Annotated in this window: 16 protein-coding genes; 7 read left to right on the top strand and 9 right to left on the bottom strand. The window is 65.3% G+C overall.

The window, feature by feature from the left end:
- Window positions 1-154 precede the first annotated feature (154 nt).
- Both ACM6JT_RS28470 and ACM6JT_RS28475 read right to left on the bottom strand, forming a co-directional pair.
- A complete protein-coding gene (locus ACM6JT_RS28470; protein WP_414857721.1) occupies window positions 155-733 on the bottom strand; it encodes a pseudouridine synthase in 579 nt (192 codons plus the stop codon).
- A gap of 65 nt (window positions 734-798) precedes the next feature.
- Entirely contained in the window at window positions 799-1,011 is a 213-nt protein-coding gene (locus ACM6JT_RS28475; protein WP_034178830.1) for a hypothetical protein, read from the bottom strand.
- On the opposite strand from ACM6JT_RS28475, the gene icd reads away from it, so the two are divergent.
- Window positions 1,010-2,266: an NADP-dependent isocitrate dehydrogenase gene (icd, locus tag ACM6JT_RS28480; protein WP_034178829.1), complete on the top strand. Its 1,257-nt coding sequence runs from the start codon at window positions 1,010-1,012 to the stop codon at window positions 2,264-2,266. The genes ACM6JT_RS28475 and icd overlap by 2 nt on opposite strands.
- Before the next feature lie 282 nt (window positions 2,267-2,548).
- Window positions 2,549-4,777: an NADP-dependent isocitrate dehydrogenase gene (locus ACM6JT_RS28485; protein ID WP_414857722.1), complete on the top strand. Its 2,229-nt coding sequence runs from the start codon at window positions 2,549-2,551 to the stop codon at window positions 4,775-4,777.
- 123 nt (window positions 4,778-4,900) lie between these two features.
- Here ACM6JT_RS28485 and ACM6JT_RS28490 read toward each other — a convergent pair whose 3' ends face one another.
- Entirely contained in the window at window positions 4,901-5,125 is a 225-nt protein-coding gene (locus tag ACM6JT_RS28490; protein WP_034178827.1) for a hypothetical protein, read from the bottom strand.
- A 323-nt stretch (window positions 5,126-5,448) separates the two neighbouring features.
- Window positions 5,449-5,724, bottom strand: a complete 276-nt coding sequence (locus ACM6JT_RS28495) for a hypothetical protein (protein ID WP_414857723.1) — start codon at window positions 5,722-5,724, stop codon at window positions 5,449-5,451.
- Between the two features lie 71 nt (window positions 5,725-5,795).
- Between ACM6JT_RS28495 and ACM6JT_RS28500 the strand changes: the two genes are divergently transcribed.
- Window positions 5,796-7,394 carry a multicopper oxidase family protein gene (locus ACM6JT_RS28500; RefSeq protein ID WP_414857724.1) on the top strand — a complete coding sequence of 533 codons (1,599 nt, stop codon included), beginning with the start codon at window positions 5,796-5,798 and terminating at the stop codon, window positions 7,392-7,394.
- A 183-nt stretch (window positions 7,395-7,577) separates the two neighbouring features.
- Here the strand turns inward: ACM6JT_RS28500 and ACM6JT_RS28505 are convergent, their stop codons facing one another.
- The gene (locus ACM6JT_RS28505) at window positions 7,578-7,781 is read right to left on the bottom strand and encodes a cold-shock protein (protein ID WP_006478030.1); all 204 of its coding nucleotides are present in this window, start codon (window positions 7,779-7,781) and stop codon (window positions 7,578-7,580) included.
- A gap of 543 nt (window positions 7,782-8,324) precedes the next feature.
- Here ACM6JT_RS28505 and clpS point away from each other — a divergent pair.
- The 4 genes from clpS to ACM6JT_RS28525 all read left to right on the top strand — a co-directional run bounded on the left by clpS (window position 8,325) and on the right by ACM6JT_RS28525 (window position 13,338).
- Window positions 8,325-8,639, top strand: coding sequence for an ATP-dependent Clp protease adapter ClpS (gene clpS, locus ACM6JT_RS28510; RefSeq protein WP_006398529.1), 315 nt, complete (start codon window positions 8,325-8,327; stop codon window positions 8,637-8,639).
- Window positions 8,636-10,936, top strand: a complete 2,301-nt coding sequence (gene clpA / locus ACM6JT_RS28515; protein ID WP_034178825.1) for an ATP-dependent Clp protease ATP-binding subunit ClpA — start codon at window positions 8,636-8,638, stop codon at window positions 10,934-10,936. Before clpS ends, clpA begins: the two co-directional genes overlap by 4 nt.
- Window positions 10,937-11,039: 103 nt before the next feature.
- A complete protein-coding gene (locus ACM6JT_RS28520) occupies window positions 11,040-12,419 on the top strand; it encodes an amino acid permease (RefSeq protein WP_414857725.1) in 1,380 nt (459 codons plus the stop codon).
- 148 nt (window positions 12,420-12,567) lie between these two features.
- Window positions 12,568-13,338: a hypothetical protein gene (locus ACM6JT_RS28525; protein WP_414857726.1), complete on the top strand. Its 771-nt coding sequence runs from the start codon at window positions 12,568-12,570 to the stop codon at window positions 13,336-13,338.
- Between the two features lie 60 nt (window positions 13,339-13,398).
- Here the strand turns inward: ACM6JT_RS28525 and dut are convergent, their stop codons facing one another.
- The 4 genes from dut to ileS all read right to left on the bottom strand — a co-directional run bounded on the left by dut (window position 13,399) and on the right by ileS (window position 18,520).
- Window positions 13,399-13,845, bottom strand: a complete 447-nt coding sequence (gene dut / locus ACM6JT_RS28530; protein ID WP_065499366.1) for a dUTP diphosphatase — start codon at window positions 13,843-13,845, stop codon at window positions 13,399-13,401.
- 55 nt (window positions 13,846-13,900) lie between these two features.
- Entirely contained in the window at window positions 13,901-15,112 is a 1,212-nt protein-coding gene (coaBC, locus tag ACM6JT_RS28535; protein WP_414857727.1) for a bifunctional phosphopantothenoylcysteine decarboxylase/phosphopantothenate--cysteine ligase CoaBC, read from the bottom strand.
- A gap of 67 nt (window positions 15,113-15,179) precedes the next feature.
- Window positions 15,180-15,680, bottom strand: a complete 501-nt coding sequence (lspA, locus tag ACM6JT_RS28540; RefSeq protein WP_034178821.1) for a signal peptidase II — start codon at window positions 15,678-15,680, stop codon at window positions 15,180-15,182.
- A 2-nt stretch (window positions 15,681-15,682) separates the two neighbouring features.
- Window positions 15,683-18,520, bottom strand: coding sequence for an isoleucine--tRNA ligase (gene ileS, locus ACM6JT_RS28545; protein WP_414857728.1), 2,838 nt, complete (start codon window positions 18,518-18,520; stop codon window positions 15,683-15,685).
- Window positions 18,521-18,600 lie beyond the last annotated feature (80 nt).

Below are 18,600 nucleotides of genomic sequence, written 5' to 3' on the forward strand. Positions count from 1 at the left end.
GAATCGTATTCGAAAAAGACGTCGCTTTCGTGACGCAAACACGTTCGGCTGCCGATACCGGATAGCTCAGAGTGGCATCTGCGTGGTTTAACGCGCGATCTTTGCAGGTGGTTGACGAAAAAGACGACGAAAAAAATCGTGCGCCCCGAATCCGTCATCCGGCGGGCGCGAAACCGTCCCACGGCGCGCGCGGCGGCAGTGTGATTGTTTCGCCTGGCGCAATGCCGAGCGCGAATATATCCAGCGCGCCGATGCCGACGCGCACCAGGCGCAACGTCGGGAAGCCGATGGCCGCCGTCATCCGGCGCACCTGTCGATTCTTGCCTTCGGTGATCGCGAGCTCGATCCACGTGGTCGGGATCGCGGCGCGGTAGCGGATCGGCGGGTTGCGCGGCCACAGCGCGTCGGGCGGCTCGATGAATTCGGCGCGGCACGGGCGCGTCACGTAGTCGCCAAGATCGACTCCGCGCGCGAGCGCTTTCAGGTCGGCGGGGCCGGGCGCACCTTCGACCTGCGCCCAGTAGCGCTTGACGAGCTTGTGGCGCGGCTCCGCGATGCGCGCCTGCAGCGCGCCGTCGTCGGTGAGCAGCAGCAAACCCTCGCTGTCCGCGTCGAGCCGGCCGGCCGCATAGACGCCGGGCGTTTTTACCCAGTCGCCGAGCGACGGCCGCGTCTCGTGCGCGGAAAACTGGCAAATCGTGCCGAACGGCTTGTTGAGGGCGATCAGGTTCATGGCGGGGCGCCCGCCCGGCGGGCCGCGGGAAGCGGGCAGGGCGGTCTATGGCAAATGGCGGAATCTTAATGCATAATACGGAACGGCAAGTCCTCTGTCTTATATAAGACATAAGTGAGGTCTTGATACGCAGTGCCGCGCTTCATGCCGAAGTGCCCGGTTGGGGCGCTAGAATAGCGGCTCGCTGTTGCCGTCACGGGGTGGCCATGCCGCGCCCCCGCCGCGCGCGCAGCTTCGACCAGCATCACCTGCTCAGCCACGTCACTGGAGTCGATCATGCCGTATCAGCACATCAAGGTTCCGGAAGGCGGTGACAAGATCACCGTCAACAAGGACTTCTCGCTCAACGTTTCCGATCAGCCGATCATTCCCTATATCGAAGGCGACGGTACGGGCTTCGATATCACGCCGGTCATGATCAAGGTCGTCGATGCGGCGGTCGCGCATGCCTACAAGGGCAAGCGCAAGATCCACTGGATGGAGATTTTCGCGGGCGAGAAGGCGACGAAGGTGTACGGGCCGGACGTGTGGCTCCCGGACGAAACGCTGCAGGTGCTGAAGGAATACGTGGTGTCGATCAAGGGGCCGCTCACGACCCCGGTCGGCGGCGGCATCCGTTCGCTGAACGTCGCGCTGCGCCAGGAACTCGACCTGTACGTGTGCCTGCGTCCGGTCCAGTATTTCAAGGGCGTGCCGTCGCCGGTGCGCGAGCCGCAAAAGATCGACATGGTGATCTTCCGCGAGAACTCGGAAGATATCTACGCGGGCATCGAATGGGCCGCGGGCTCCGAGCAGGCGAAGAAGGTGATCAAGTTCCTGCAGGACGAGATGGGCGTGAAGAAGATCCGCTTCCCGGAAACCTCGGGGATCGGCGTCAAGCCCGTGTCGACCGAAGGCACCGAGCGCCTCGTGCGCAAGGCGATCCAGTATGCGATCGACAACGATCGCAAGTCGGTCACGCTGGTGCACAAGGGCAACATCATGAAGTTCACGGAAGGCCTGTTCCGTGACGCCGGCTATGCGCTCGCACAGAAGGAATTCGGCGGCGAGCTGATCGACGGCGGCCCGTGGATGCGCGTGAAGAACCCGAAGACGGGCAACGAGATCGTGATCAAGGATTCGATCGCCGACGCGTTCCTGCAGCAGATCCTGCTGCGTCCGGCCGAATACGACGTGATCGCGACGCTGAACCTGAACGGCGACTATATCTCCGACGCGCTGGCCGCGCAGGTCGGCGGCATCGGGATCGCGCCGGGCGCGAACCTGTCGGATTCGGTCGCGATGTTCGAGGCGACGCACGGTACCGCGCCGAAGTACGCGGGCAAGGATTACGTGAACCCGGGTTCCGAGATCCTGTCGGCGGAAATGATGCTGCGCCATCTCGGTTGGACGGAAGCGGCCGACACGATCATCGCGTCGATGGAGAAGTCGATCCTGCAGAAGCGCGTCACGTACGACTTCGCGCGCCTGATGGAAGGCGCGACGCAGGTGTCGTGCTCGGGCTTCGGCGAAGTGCTGATCGAGAACATGTAAGTCCCCTTCCGGGGTGGGCCGGAGCGTTTCCGGCCGCCCCGGCGCCTACTGTCGGCGCCGGGGCGTTTCGTGGATGGCAGGTTTGTTGGCAGGGTGGTCCGGCATGCGGGCCGCGGCGCCGCGATGCGGCCCGGATGCCCTGCAAGGTAGAACATGACGGCCCTCGCAATACCACCGCCCGGCTGAGCCGGCGCGGCCCCATTCGTGACCGATCCGGTCGCCCCTCCGCCGGTTACCGCCGGCGTTCTTCAGTTCCAATATTCACGTAGCAACGCATCGACCATGTCCACTTCGCCCAAGATCATCTACACCCTCACCGACGAAGCGCCCGCGCTCGCGACCTATTCGCTGCTGCCGATCGTCAAGGCCTTCACGCGTTCGTCCGGCGTCGCCGTCGAAACGCGCGACATCTCGCTCGCCGGCCGCATCATCGCGGCATTCGCAGACATCCTGCCGCCGGAGCAGAAGGGTTCCGACGATCTTGCCGAGCTGGGCCAGCTCACGCTGAAGCCGGAAGCGAACATCATCAAGCTGCCGAACATCAGCGCGTCGGTGCCGCAGCTCAAGGCCGCGATCACCGAACTGCAGGCGCAGGGCTACAAGCTGCCGGCCTATCCGGAAGACCCGTCGACCGACGAGGAAAAGGCCGTCAAGGCCCGCTACGACAAGATCAAGGGCAGCGCGGTGAACCCGGTGCTGCGCGAAGGCAACTCCGACCGCCGCGCGCCGCTGTCGGTCAAGAACTACGCACGCAAGCATCCGCACAAGATGGGTGCGTGGCAGGCCACGTCGAAGGCGCACGTCGCGCACATGAGCGAAGGCGACTTCTACGGCAGCGAGAAGTCGGCGCTGATCGCCGATGCCGGCAGCGTGAAGATCGAACTCACGACGACCGACGGCGCGAAGAAGGTGCTGAAGGAAAAGACCGCCGTGAAGGCCGGTGAAGTCATCGACGCATCGGTGATGAGCCGCAACGCGCTGCGCAGCTTCATCGAAGCGCAGATCGCCGATGCGAAGGCGCAGGGCGTGCTGTTCTCGGTGCACCTGAAGGCGACCATGATGAAGGTCTCCGATCCGATCCTGTTCGGCCATTTCGTGTCGGTGTTCTACCGCGACGCGCTCGCGAAGCACGCGGACGTGCTGGCGCAGATCGGTTTCAACCAGAACAACGGGATCGGCGATCTGTACGCGCGCCTGAAGGACCTGCCGGCCGACACGCGCGAAGCGATCGAAGCCGACATCAAGGCCGAATACGCGGTGCGCCCGCGCCTCGCGATGGTCAACTCGGACAAGGGCATCACGAACCTGCACGTGCCGAGCGACGTGATCGTCGACGCATCGATGCCGGCAATGATCCGCGAGTCGGGCTGCATGTGGGGCCCGGACGGCGAGCTGTACGATGCGAAGGCCGTGATTCCGGACCGCTGCTACGCGGGCGTCTACCAGGCCGTGATCGAGGACTGCAAGCAGCACGGCGCATTCGATCCGGTCACGATGGGCAGCGTGCCGAACGTCGGCCTGATGGCGCAGGCGGCCGAAGAATACGGTTCGCACGACAAGACGTTCCAGATCCCGTCGGACGGCGTCGTGCGCGTCACCGATGAAGCCGGCAACGTGCTGCTCGAGCACGCGGTCGAGGCGGGCGACATCTGGCGCATGTGCCAGACGAAGGACGCGCCGGTGCAGGACTGGGTCAAGCTCGCGGTGAACCGCGCGCGGGCAACCGGCGTACCGGCCGTGTTCTGGCTCGATCCGGCGCGCGCGCACGATGCGCAGATCATCGCGAAGGTCGAACGCTACCTGAAGGATCACGACACGAACGGCCTCGACATCCGCATCATGACGCCGGAGGACGCGACCCGCTTCTCGCTCGAGCGCATCCGCGCGGGCAAGGACACGATCTCGGTCACCGGCAACGTGCTGCGCGACTACCTGACCGACCTGTTCCCGATCATGGAGCTCGGCACCAGCGCGAAGATGCTGTCGATCGTGCCGCTGATGGCCGGTGGCGGGATGTTCGAGACGGGTGCGGGCGGTTCCGCGCCGAAGCACGTGCAGCAGTTCGTCGAGGAAGGCTTCCTGCGCTGGGATTCGCTCGGCGAATTCCTCGCGCTGGCTGCATCGCTCGAACACCTCGGCCACGCGTACCAGAACCCGAAGGCGGTCGTGCTCGCGAAGACGCTCGACCAGGCGACCGGCAAGTTCCTGGACGAGAACAAGTCGCCGGCGCGCAAGGTCGGCGGCCTCGACAACCGCGGCAGCCACTTCTACCTGTGCCTGTACTGGGCGCAGGCGCTCGCCGAGCAGACCGAGGACGCCGCGCTGAAGGCGCAGTTCGAAGGCGTGGCGAAGGCGCTGTCCGGCAGCGAAGCGCGCATCCTGGAAGAACTGGCGGCCGCGCAGGGCAAGCCGCAGGCCATCGGCGGCTACTACCGTCCGAACGTCGATCTGACGAGCCAGGCGATGCGCCCGAGCGCGACGCTGAACGGCATCGTCGACGCGGTCGCCTGACGCCGGCCGCGCAATCGCGCGGGCCGATGCAGGAGTCGGCGCGGCGGGTTTCACCGTCCGCCGCTCTACGCAAAAGAAAAACGCCCCGGACGCCCGGGGCGTTTTTCGTTGCAGGCTAGCCATTCAGACGTGAACGATTTCCCACTCGGCGATTTCGTGCGGCACTTCGAGCGTCGCCGTGTCCATGTCGGACAGTTGCGGGCAGTCGCCGCGGGAGATGTGGTCGGCTGCCACTTCGGGGCACGAGAACGCGCCGAGCAGGGCGTTGCCGAACGTCGCTTCCCAGCCGCCGTTACCCGGCAGGATGTAGAACGACCCGAGCGCTGAACCAAAGCGAAATCCCTTCATTTCCGTTCTCCCTTTCTGATCACAAGCGATTCTGTTGTGCCGCCTGCCGGCTCGGCCGGCTATGGCCCGACTGGCTGCTTGCGCCGGGTTCCGTATCGAACGTCGTGGCGAAGCGTCAGTGCATGGAACAAAGTCTACGTCCGCGACCCGCTCGGATGGTGCGTGTAGAACAGCTTCTCGAAACAAAAATTCCATTTTAAAAACATTGCGTTATTTCTGTCGTTTTGTATTGCGGAACGTTTTTTGGCATCGCGAAACAGGGAATTTGTGCCCTGCACCAAGAATTTTTACAACGCAGAGACTTGTTCCACATCGTGAAATATTTACGGGTTCGCGGGGGATGACGCGACGAGCGCCAAAGCAGGGAGGAACGGCAGGCGCCAAGCGGTGGCCGGGAGTCCGTAATCGGAGCGGATGAGTGGCGGCGGCGGTTGCCGGTGAACCGGTGTACAGCGCTGCTCGATGATGCCGGTCGATGCGTATCGAATTCGGTGCGGCACCATCGCGCGCTGCGGCGTATTGCCGCCCGACCGGCGGCGGCGCGTTTCGATGGGGCTCGCGGTTATGATGACGCGGGCATCAGGTTTCGCGTCGCGCATCGGCATTCGAGCCGGCCGGCGCGGGCGTCGCGGCTGCCGCGCGACGCAGCATGGATAACGAGGAACGATTGATGATACGGAGAACTTTCCTGTCGCGCGCCATCGGTGTCGCGGCCGCGTCGCTGTTCGCGCGCACCGCGTGGGCGCAGCATGCCGGTCATGAGGGCATGGCCGGCATGGATTCGATGGACGACATGCCCGGCATGTCGGGGATGTCGGGTCACGCGCAGCACGGCAAGCCCGCGCCGGCCGCGCTCGCGGCCGGCGACGCGCTGCCGGCCGGCGCGCCGCTCGCGGCGTTGCGCACGCTCGCGAACGAAAGCCGCGAGCCCGGCACGTTCCGGGCCACGCTGGTGGCGCAGCCCGTTGCGCGGCCGATGCTGCACGGTGCGCGGCCGACCGCCTTCTGGCAGTTCGGCGCGGGCACGCAGGGCCCCGTCGTCGGCCCGCTGATCGACGTGCGCGAGGGCGATACGGTCGAGATCAAGTTCGTGAACAAACTGCCGCAGCCGTCGACGATCCACTGGCACGGGCTGCCCGTGCCGCCCGACCAGGACGGCAATCCGTCCGATCCGGTCGCGCCCGGCGCGTCGCGCGTGTACCGCTTCACGTTGCCGAAGGGTAGCGCCGGCACCTACTGGTACCACCCGCATCCGCACATGATGACGGCCGAGCAGGTGTTTCGCGGGCTGGCCGGCCCGTTCGTCGTGCGCGCCGCGGACGATCCGCTCGCCGGCTGGCCCGAGCGCAACCTGTTCGTGTCGGACCTGAAGCTTGCGCGTGACGGCACGATTGCACCGAACGACATGATGGACTGGATGAACGGCCGTGAAGGTCAGTTCGTGCTGGTCAACGGCGCACGCCGGCCGCGGATCGACGTCGCCGGCGACGAGCGCTGGCGGGTATGGAATGCGTGCAGCGCGCGCTACCTGCGCGTCGCGTTCGACGACGGCCGTGCGTTCGAGCATGCGGGCACCGACGGCGGGCTGTTCGACGCGCCGCGCCGCGTGACGTCGCTGCTGATTGCGCCGGGCGAGCGCGCGGAGTTGCTGGTGCGCGCCGGCGATCGTGCGTCGCGCGCGGTGCTGCAGGCGGCCGAATACGACCGGCGCAAGATGGCGATGTCGCACGACGACGGCCACGGCAGCCTGCCGCCCGATCCGGCGCTGGCGCTGGCCGATGTCGCGTTTGCGCCCGCCGCGGCGCGCGCGCTGCCCGCCGTGCTGCGCGCGGTGCCGCCGCTGGGCGAACCGGTTGCGCACAAGACGGTCGAGTTCGGCGAGGAAATGGACATGGACGCGATGATGAAGGGCGCGGCGCACGGCCGCCCGGCGGGCATGCGCTTCACGATCAACGGCGACACCTACGCGCCGCACCGCGCGACGCTGACGAGCCGCCGCGGCGACGTCGAGCGGTGGGAGATTCGCAATACCACCGACATGGATCACCCGTTCCACCTGCACGGCACGCAGTTCCAGGTGATCGAGCGTGCGTCGGGCGGCTCGCGCACGAGCGAACCGTTCCGCGCATGGCGCGATACCGTGAATGTGCGCAGCGGCGAAACCGTGACGATTCTCGTCACGCAAGACATGCCCGGCGAGCGCATGTTTCATTGCCACATTCTCGAACACGAGGATCTCGGCATGATGGGCACGCTGAAGGTCGTGTAACGAAACGGTGAATGTGTTTCACATGCCGGATCGGTATTCGATCTGCATGCGTGACAAGACAATGAATGTTCAATTACCGGGATTGAACGAAAAGGCCGGCCAATCGATTATCGATTGGCCGGCCTGAAAAAAAAAGAAACCCGGCGCAATGCGCCGGGTTTCTTCGTCCGATATCCGATGCCTTTATGCGGCCTGGATGTTCGACGCTTGCTTGCCCTTCGGTCCTTGAACGACGTCAAAGCTCACCTTCTGGCCTTCCTTCAGCGTCTTGAAGCCATTCATGGTGATAGCCGAGAAGTGCGCAAACAGATCCTCACCGCCCTCGTCGGGAGTGATGAAACCGAAGCCCTTCGCGTCGTTGAACCACTTAACGATACCAGTTGCCATACCTACTTCCCCTGTCACACAGTCGCTGCTACTTACCACGAGCACGCTCGAAAAGCTAAACGACCGGAAAATGCAGCCGTTCCCCCCTCACAAGCTCACCTCGGCCTCTTTCATTTCACCAACCGGCGATATGAAAAAAGTGCCAGCTTGATTGTTGGCGCTCTTTATTGGAGTGTCAAGTGGAATTTTTAGACGGTTGGAGGGCCGTTGTAAAGAACCCATTTTCAGGGTTTTTCCGGCTTTGCTTCGCAGCATGCGGCCAAGCGCGAGGACTTGAAAAGCCGCATAATCGGCTCATATACCAGGCTCGAGTGACACGCGTTCGAGTCGTCCCGGCTTGTGGGATACTGGATGCGGATACGACGTTCCGGTGCGGTTCCCCTGACGGTTCGTGTTCCGCGCCACGCGTGAAAGCCGGCACCGCAGCCGGCTTTCGTATGGCACGAAGAAGATCGCGTGTTCCGGGATACCGGGGAGGGCGCCGGCCGGTCGGTCGGGTAATGGCAGGATTGCGGGCCTGTCCGAGTTGTTTAGAATGGGTGTATGGCGATTATCCCGGACAAGCAGGACAGTACCGTCCTGGAACGCAAGCAGCAGAAGCTCAAGCCGCCTTCGATGTACAAGGTGGTGCTGCTGAACGACGACTTCACGCCGATGGAATTCGTCGTGATGGTCGTCCAGGAGTATTTCAAGAAGGATCGCGAGACGGCCACGCAGATCATGCTGAAGGTCCATCGCGAAGGGCGAGGAGTTTGTGGGGTCTATACGCGGGACATCGCGTCGACCAAGGTTGAGCAAGTCGTTACCCATGCGCGGCAGGCCGGGCATCCGCTGCAGTGCGTGATGGAGGAAGCATGATTGCCCAGGAATTGGAAGTCAGCCTGCACATGGCGTTCATGGAAGCACGCCAGGCGCGCCATGAGTTCATTACGGTCGAGCATCTGCTGCTGGCCCTGCTGGATAATCCGACGGCAGCCGAGGTGTTGCGCGCGTGCGCGGCAAACATCGAGGACCTGCGTCAGAACCTGCGCAATTTCATCCACGACAACACGCCTACCGTCCCGGGCACCGACGACGTCGATACTCAGCCGACGCTCGGTTTCCAGCGCGTGATCCAGCGCGCGATCATGCACGTGCAGTCGACGTCGAACGGCAAGAAGGAAGTGACCGGCGCGAACGTGCTGGTCGCGATCTTCGGCGAGAAGGATTCGCACGCCGTGTACTACCTGCAGCAGCAGGGCGTCACGCGCCTCGACGTCGTGAACTTCATTTCGCACGGCATCGCGAAGACGAACAGCGGCGAGGCCGCGAAGTCGACCGATGCGAACGCGGAAAGCGAAGACGCGAATGCGCAGAAGGAAACGCCGCTCGCGCAGTTCACGCAGAACCTGAACCAGATGGCGAAGGACGGCCGCATCGATCCGCTGATCGGGCGCGAGCCCGAGGTCGAGCGCGTCGTGCAGGTGCTGTGCCGCCGCCGCAAGAACAATCCGCTGCTCGTCGGCGAGGCCGGCGTCGGCAAGACCGCGATCGCGGAAGGGCTCGCCTATCGCATCACGCGCGGCGAAGTGCCCGACATCCTCGCGAATGCGCAGGTCTATTCGCTCGACATGGGCGCGTTGCTCGCGGGCACCAAGTATCGCGGCGATTTCGAGCAGCGCCTGAAGACGGTGCTGAAGGAACTGAAGGAGCGCCCGCACGCGATCCTGTTCATCGACGAAATCCATACGCTGATCGGCGCGGGCGCCGCGTCGGGCGGCACGCTCGATGCGTCGAACCTGCTGAAGCCGGCGCTGTCGTCGGGCACGCTCAAGTGCATCGGCGCGACCACGTTCACCGAGTATCGCGGCATCTTCGAGAAGGATGCGGCGCTGTCGCGGCGCTTCCAGAAGGTCGACGTGAGCGAGCCGACCGTCGAGCAGACGGTCGCGATCCTGCGCGGGCTGAAGTCGCGCTTCGAGGAGCATCACGGCGTCAAGTATTCGTCGGGTGCGCTGTCGGCCGCGGCCGAACTGTCGGCGCGCTTCATCACCGACCGTCACCTGCCGGACAAGGCGATCGACGTGATCGACGAAGCGGGCGCCGCGCAGCGCATCCTGCCGAAGTCGAAGCAGAAGAAGACGATCGGCAAGAGCGAGATCGAGGAAATCATCTCGAAGATCGCGCGCGTGCCGCCGCAGAGCGTGTCGCAGGACGATCGCAGCAAGCTGCAGACGCTCGATCGCGACCTGAAGAGCGTCGTGTTCGGCCAGGATCCGGCGATCGACGCGCTGGCGGCATCGATCAAGATGGCGCGCGCGGGCCTCGGCAAGATGGACAAGCCGATCGGCGCGTTCCTGTTCTCCGGCCCGACGGGCGTCGGCAAGACCGAAGTGGCGCGCCAGCTCGCGTTCACGCTCGGCATTGAGCTGATCCGCTTCGACATGTCGGAGTATATGGAGCGTCATGCGGTGAGCCGCCTGATCGGCGCGCCGCCGGGCTATGTCGGGTTCGACCAGGGCGGGCTGCTGACCGAAGCCGTCACGAAGAAGCCGCATTGCGTGCTGCTGCTCGACGAAATCGAGAAGGCGCATCCGGACATCTACAACGTGCTGCTGCAGGTGATGGACCACGGCACGCTGACGGACAACAACGGCCGCAAGGCGGATTTCCGCAACGTCATCATCATCATGACGACGAACGCGGGCGCCGAATCGATGCAGAAGGCGACGATCGGCTTCACGACGCGCCGCGAAACGGGCGACGAGATGACCGACATCAAGCGCCTGTTCACGCCGGAGTTCCGCAACCGCCTGGATTCGATCATCAGCTTCCGCTCGCTCGATGAGGAAATCATCATGCGCGTGGTCGACAAGTTCCTGATCCAGCTCGAGGAGCAGCTGCACGAGAAGAAGGTCGACGCGCTCTTCACCGACGCGTTGCGCAAGCATCTCGCGAAGCACGGCTTCGACCCGCTGATGGGCGCGCGGCCGATGCAGCGGCTGATCCAGGACACGATCCGTCGCGCGCTGGCCGACGAGCTGCTGTTCGGCAAGCTCGTCAACGGCGGCCACGTGACGGTCGACGTCGACGAAAACGACAAGGTGCAGTTGTCGTTCGACAAGCTGGCGAATCCGCCGCACAAGCCGAACGAAGAGACGGTCGAAGTCGAGTAAGCGATAATTCGTTGTTCATGCGAACGGCGCGGGAAGTTCTCCGCGCCGTTTCGTTTTATCCGGCGCCGGCGGCGCAATGGTGGTGCAGGGGAGTGGTAACGCAGTGACACAACAACAACGATCGTTCGACAACATCGTCGCGCGCGAACAAGGGTTGCGCCACGCGCTGACGTCGGGGCAAATGGCGATGATCGCGATCGGCGGCGCGATCGGCACGGGGCTGTTCCTCGGCAGCGGGTTCGCGATCGGGCTCGCCGGCCCGAGCGTGCTGGTCTCGTATGCGATCGGCGCGCTGATCGCGCTGCTGCTGATGGGCGCGCTCGCGGAAATGACCGTCGCGCATCCGACGGCCGGCTCGTTCGGTGCGTATGCCGAACACTACGTCGGCCCGCTCGCGGGCTTTCTGGTGCGCTATGCGTACTGGTTCGCGGTCGTGTTCGCGATCGGCACCGAAATCAGCGCGATCGCCGTGTTCATGAAGTACTGGTTTCCGGCCGTGCCCGGCTGGTACTGGGTGATCGGCTTCTCCGCGCTGCTGATCGCCGTGAACCTCGCGAGCGTCACGCTGTACGGCTCGGTCGAGTATGCGTTCTCGCTGCTGAAGATCGCGGCGATCGTCGTGTTCATCGTGCTCGGCGCGTATTTCGTGTGGTCGGCGCCGGCCGCATCGGGCATCGGGTTCGCGAACTACACCGCGCACGACGGCTTCATGCCGAAGGGGCCGTGGGGCACCTGGGTCGCCGTGATCGTCGCGATCTTCAGCTACATGAGCATCGAGGCCGTCGCGATCGCGGCCGGCGAAGCGCGCGATCCGCAGCACGCGGTCACGCGCGCGTTCCGCTCGACGGTGTTCCGGCTCGTGCTGTTCTACCTGCTGACGCTGTCTCTGATGCTCGCGATCGTGCCGTGGACGCAGGCCGGCACCGACGAAAGCCCGTTCGTGAAGGTGATGGCCGCGACGCACGTGCCGTACGCGGCGGGCGTGATCAACTTCGTGCTGCTGATCGCGGCGCTGTCGGCGATGAACAGCCAGCTCTACGTGACGACGCGGATGATGTTCAGCCTGTCGCGTGCGCGGCTCGCGCCCGCGGTATTCGGCCGGCTAGGCACGAACGGCGTGCCGCGTGCGGCGCTGTGGATCTCGACGAGCGGCGTCGCGGTGGCGGCCGTGCTGGTCGCGCTGGCGCCCGACACGGCGTTCACCGTGATGATGGCGATCGCGATGTTCGGCGCGCTGTTCACGTGGCTGATGATCTTCGTCACGCATCTGCGCTTCCGTTTGCGGTATCGCGGCCCCGTGCTCGCGTTCCGGATGTGGGGTCACCCGTTCGGCAGCCTGCTCGGCGCGGGGCTCGTCGCGGCGATCCTGTTCACGACCGCGTTCACGCGCGAATTCCGGATGACGATGGTGGTCGGCGTCGTGTTCGTCGTGCTGCTGACGCTCGCGTATGCGCTGCACTACCGGCACCAGCACGCACGCTGACGGCGCCGTCACGACGACCGCGCCCGCCGACCATCCCGCTCTTCACATTCGCTAAGGTTCCGTTAAGCCGACGGCGACTACATTCGATCCTGTTTGCAACGCGGGCCGGCACGCGCCGGCTCGCCGCTTTCGTGCAAAAGGGGTTCGAATGAACAAACTTCCCGAAATCACGCTTGCGTTCTGGATCATGAAGATCTGCGCGACGACGCTCGGCGAAACCGGCGGCGATTTGCTGTCGATGACGCTGAACGTCGGTTATGCGGTGAGCTCGATCCTGCTGTTCGGCTTCTTTCTCGTGACGCTGGGCACGCAGCTCAAGACGACGGCCTATCGCCCGGCGGTCTACTGGGCCGTGATCGTCGCGACGAGCACGGCCGGCACGACGATGTCCGACTTCATGGACCGCACGCTCGGCCTCGGTTATGCGGCCGGCTCGTCGATCCTCGTCGCGATCCTGCTGGCGATCTTCGCGGTCTGGCGGCTCAGCGGCGAATCGCTGTCGGTCGACCTGATCCGCACGCGCAAGGTCGAGTTGCTGTACTGGATCGCGATCCTGTTCTCGAACACGCTCGGCACCGCGCTCGGCGATTTCCTCGCGGATAGCTCGGGCCTCGGTTTCGGCGGCGGCGCGCTGCTGATCGGTGGGTTGCTTGCGGTGATCGTGCTCGCGCACTATTTCACGCGGATTTCCGGCGTGCTGCTGTTCTGGGCCGCGTTCGTGCTCACGCGCCCGTTCGGCGCGACGGTCGGCGACCTGCTGACGAAGCCGGTCGCGAAGGGCGGGCTCGCGCTCGGTACGGTCGGCTCGTCGGCCGTGCTGCTCGGCGTGCTGGTCGCGTTGGTGATCCATGCGAGCATCGCGCAGGCGCGGCGACGCGAACCGGTACCCGCGCGGATCGCGCAGCCGGCCGGCGAATGACGGCGATCGACGGCGAACGAAAAAAGGGCCTCGCGGCCCTTTTTTTGTGCGTTGCGTCGTTCAGTGACGGCCGGTGCTGCCGAAGCCGCCTGCGCCGCGATCGCTTTCCGCGAAGTCGTCGACGATGTTGAACTGCGCCTGCACGACCGGCACGATCACGAGCTGCGCGAGCCGTTCGAACGGGTTCAGCACGAACTCGGTCTGGCCGCGATTCCACGTCGAGACCATCAACTGGCCCTGATAGTCGGAGTCGATCAGGCCGACGAGGTTGCCGAGCACGATCCCGTGCTTGTGGCCGAGGCCCGAGCGCGGCAGGATCAGCGCCGCATAGCCGGGGTCGGCGAGGTGGATCGCAAGGCCGGTCGGCACGAGCGTCGTTTCGCCCGGCTGCAGCGTGACCGGCGCGTCGAGGCACGCGCGCAGGTCGAGGCCCGCGCTGCCGGTGGTCGCATAGGCGGGCAGGTAGTCGCGCATGCGCGCGTCGAGAATCTTCAGGTCGAGTTTCATGCGGTCGTCGAATCGGTCGGGAAGGGCGCGGCGGCGAGGGCCGCCGCGCGGGAGATCAGATCAGGCGATTGTCGGGCAGGCGTTTCGCGATTTCCGCGACGAGCACATGCGCGAGTTCGTCCTTCGGTGCGCGCGGCAGGCGCGTGAGGCCGGTGGCTTCGAACAGCACGACTTCGTTGTCGTCGCGGCCGAATGTCAGCGGGCCGAGGTTGCCGACGAGCAGCGGCACGTTCTTGCGCTTGCGCTTCTCGTCGCCGTGCACGTCGAGGTCGCCGCTTTCGGCCGCGAACCCGACGCAGAACGGCGGATCGGGCAGCGCGGCGACCGACGCGAGGATGTCGGGGTTCTCGACGAACGCGAGCGCCGGCATCTTGCGGTCGGCCGTCTTCTTCATCTTGTGTTCGGCTGGCTGGTCGACGCGCCAGTCGGCGACCGCGGCCACCGCGATGAAGATGTCGGCATCGGCGACCGCTTGCATCACCGCGTCGTACATCTGCTGCGCGGTCTGCACGTCCTGGCGGGTCACGCCCCACGGCGTGTCGAGCGCGACCGGCCCCGCGACGAGATGCACGTCGGCGCCGGCTTGCTGCGCGGCGCGCGCGAGCGCGAAGCCCATCTTGCCGCTCGAGCGGTTCGTGAGGCCGCGCACGGGGTCGAGCGGTTCGAACGTCGGCCCGGCCGTGATCAGCACGCGCCGGTGCGCGAGCACCTTCGGCGCGAAGTGCGCGACGATCGCTTCATAGATCGCGTCGGGTTCGAGCATGCGGCCGTCGCCGACTTCGCCGCACGCCTGCGCACCCGAATCCGGGCCGAGCACCGACACGCCGTCCGCGCGCAGTTGCGCGACGTTGCGCTGCGTGGCCGGGTTTTGCCACATCTGGCGGTTCATCGCGGGAACGACGAGCAGCGGACAATCGCGCGCGACGCACAGCGTCGACAGCAGGTCGTCCGCGAACCCGTGCGCGAGCTTCGCGAGGAAATCCGTCGACGCGGGCGCGATCACGATCGCGTCGGCTTCGCGCGACAGGTCGATGTGCGCCATGTTGTTGTCGATGCGCGCGTCCCACTGGCTCGTATAGACGGGCCGGCCCGACAGCGCCTGCATCGTGACGGGCGTGATGAACTGCGTGGCGGCTTCGGTCATCGCGACCTGCACGGTCGCGCCGGCCTTGGTGAGCAGCCGCGTGAGCTCGGCGATCTTGTAGCAGGCGATACCGCCCGTCAGGCCGAGAACGAGGTGTTTTCCTGCGAGTTCTGCGTGTGCCAACTCAGGCCTCCAAGGGTCAAACGGGACGGCCGGCGCGAGGCCGGCCGTCGACGCCGAGTATGCGCGCTTAGCGCGAGCCGCGCACGCGACGCAGTTCGTCGTAGATCAGCAGCACCGCGCCGACCGTGATCGCGGAATCGGCGAGGTTGAACGCCGGGAAGTGCCAGGCGCCGAGGTGGAAATCGAGGAAGTCGATCACGTGACCGTAGACGAGCCGGTCGATCACGTTGCCGAGTGCGCCGCCGAGGATCAGCGCGAGCGACAGGCTGAACAGCCGCTGGTGGCCGTGGCGTTTCAGCAGGAAGCAGATCACGAGCGTCGCACCGATCCCGAGCGCTGTGAACGCCCAGCGCTGCCAGCCGCCCGCGGTCGACAGGAAGCCGAACGCGGCGCCGCGGTTGTACACCAGCACGAGGTTGAAGAACGACGTCAGCGCATGCTGCGCGCCGTACGCGAACGTTTTCAGGATCGCGATCTTCGACAGTTGATCGAACAGGATCACGATCAGCGAAATGCCGAGCCAGGGCGCAAGCGCGCCGCTGGCCGGTTTCGACAGGGTTTTCGCCATAGTTAAGCAGCGCTCCGGATTTCGCCGTTTTCAAAGAGGTTCGAGAAGCAGCGGCCGCACAGCGTCGGATGATCGGCGTGCGCGCCGACATCTTCGCGGTAGTGCCAGCAGCGTTCGCACTTCTGGTACTTCGACGCGGCCACGTCGACGCTTTCCTGCGCTTCGTCGTCGACCTTGACGACCGTCGCGGCCGACGTGATCAGCACGAACTTCAGGTCTTCGCCGAGGCTCGTGAGCGCGTCGTAGCGCGCGCCGCTCGCGTGCACGGTCACTTCGGCCTGCAGCGACGAACCGATGCGGTTCGCGGTGCGCGCTTCCTCGAGCGCCTTCGTCACGTTGCTGCGCACGTCGCGCAGCAGCGCCCACTTGTCGATCAGCGCGGCCGAGCCGGCGACTTCCGGATACGCGTAGTAGGTTTCCGTGAAGATCGTGTCGCTGGCCGGCTGGAACACCTTCCATGCCTCTTCCGCCGTGAACGACAGGAACGGCGCGAGCACACGCAGCAGGCCGTGCGTCAGGTGGTACAGCGCCGTCTGCGCGGAGCGGCGTGCGCGCGAATCGGCCGCGCTCGTGTACAGGCGATCCTTCAGCACGTCGAGGTAGAAGCCGCCGAGATCTTCCGAGCAGTACGTCTGAAGCTTCGCGACAACCGGGTGGAATTCGTACTTCTCGTAGTGGCCGAGCAGTTCCGTCTGCAGTTGCGCCGAGAACGCGACCGCATAACGGTCGATCTCGAGCCATTCGCCGACCGGCACCGCGTGTTGCGCGTAGTCGAAGTCCGACAGGTTCGCGAGCAGGAAGCGCAGCGTGTTGCGGATGCGGCGATAGCCTTCGGTCACGCGCTTCAGGATTTCCTCGGAGATCGCGAGCTCGCCCGAATAGTCGGTCGACGCGATCCACAGGCGGATGATTTCCGCGCCGAGGCGGTTCGCGACTTCATGCGGGTCGACGCCGTTGCCGAGCGACTTGCTCATCTTGCGGCCTTCGCCGTCGACCGTGAAGCCGTGCGTGAGCAGGCCCTTGTACGGTGCGCGGCCGTCGATCATCGACGCGGTCAGCAGCGACGAGTGGAACCAGCCGCGATGCTGGTCCGAGCCCTCGAGGTACAGGTCGGCCGGGAACTGAAGTTGATCCTTGTGCGAGCCGCGCAGCACGTGCCAGTGCGTCGTGCCCGAGTCGAACCACACGTCGAGCGTGTCGCGGTTCTTTTCGTACAGGTTCGCGTCGTCGCCGATCAGCTCGCGCGGATCGAGCGTCTGCCACGCCTCGATGCCCGACTGCTCGACGCGTTTCGCGACTTCCTCAAGCAGTTCGAGCGTGCGCGGGTGCAGCTCGCCGGTTTCCTTGTGCACGAAGAACGCCATCGGCACGCCCCACTGGCGCTGGCGCGACAGCGTCCAGTCGGGACGGTTCGCGATCATGCTGAACAGGCGCTGCTTGCCCCACGACGGGTAGAACGCGGTCGCATCGACGCCTTCGAGCGCCGTTTCGCGCAGCGTCTTGCCGCCGGCACGCGGCGTGACGTCCATGCCGGCGAACCATTGCGACGTCGCGCGATAGATGATCGGCGTCTTGTGGCGCCAGCAGTGCATGTAGCTGTGCGTGTACTTCTCGCTGCGCAGCAGCGAGCCGGCCGCGTTCAGCGCTTCGACGATCTTCGGGTTCGCATCCCAGATCGACAGGCCGCCGAACAGCGGCAGCGATTCGATATAACGACCGTCGCCCATCACCGGGTTGATGAAGTCCGAATCGGTCATCCCGTGCGCCTTGCAGGACATGAAGTCCTCGATGCCGTACGCGGGCGACGAGTGCACGACACCGGTACCCGTGTCGGTCGTCACGTAGTCGCCGAGGTAGACGGGCGCGGTGCGCTTGTAGCCGGGGTGGGCCGGTGCGAGCGGGTGGTGGAAGCGCAGGTTCGCGAGCTTCACGCCCGGCGTGGTCGCGACGACGCGGCCCGTCAGCTTGAACTCTTCCATGCACGCGGCGACGCGCTCTTCCGCGATGATCAGCAGCCCGCGCTCGGTGTCGACCAGCGCGTAGACGATTTCCGGATGGAGGTTCAGCGCCTGGTTCGCGGGGATCGTCCACGGCGTGGTGGTCCAGATCACGATGCCGCCTTCGGCGCGCGGGAGTGCCGGCAGGCCGAACGCCTGCGCGGTCTTTTCCGGTTCCGCGAACGCGAACATCACGTCGATCGTCGGATCGGTGCGGTCCTTGTACTCGACTTCCGCTTCGGCGAGCGCCGAGCCGCAGTCGAAGCACCAGTTCACCGGCTTCAGCCCGCGATACACATAACCCTTCTCGATGATCTTGCCGAGCGCGCGGAGCTCTTCCGCCTCGTTGACGAAGTTCATCGTCTTGTACGGGTTGGCCCAGTCGCCGAGCACGCCGAGGCGCTTGAAGCCGACCTTCTGCTTCTCGATCTGCTCGGTCGCGTACGCGCGCGCCTTGCTCATCACTTCGGCCGCCGGCAGCGACTTGCCGAACTGCTTCTCGATCTGGATCTCGATCGGCATCCCGTGGCAATCCCAGCCCGGCACGTACGGTGCGTCAAAGCCGGCCATGTTGCGCGACTTGACGACGATGTCCTTCAGGATCTTGTTGACGGCGTGGCCGAGGTGGATGTCGCCGTTCGCATACGGCGGGCCGTCGTGCAGGATGAACTTCGGCCGGCCCTTGCTGGCCGCGCGGATCTTGTCGTAGATGCCGCGCTCTTCCCATTCCTTGACCCATTGCGGCTCGCGCTTGGGCAGGTCGCCGCGCATCGGGAACGGCGTGTCGAGCAGGTTGACCGGATACTTGGCCTGCGGTTTCGAATCGGCTTTCTTGTTGCTCATGATGGGATCGCTATCAAATCGGGGGACGCTCGTGCGTCGTGAATCGGGTATGCGCGCGACTGGGCGGCGCGTGGGTGCGG

The sequence above is a fragment of the Burkholderia sp. IT-111MI5 genome, assembly GCF_949752865.1.
In the GTDB taxonomy this organism is placed as follows: domain Bacteria; phylum Pseudomonadota; class Gammaproteobacteria; order Burkholderiales; family Burkholderiaceae; genus Burkholderia; species Burkholderia pyrrocinia_C.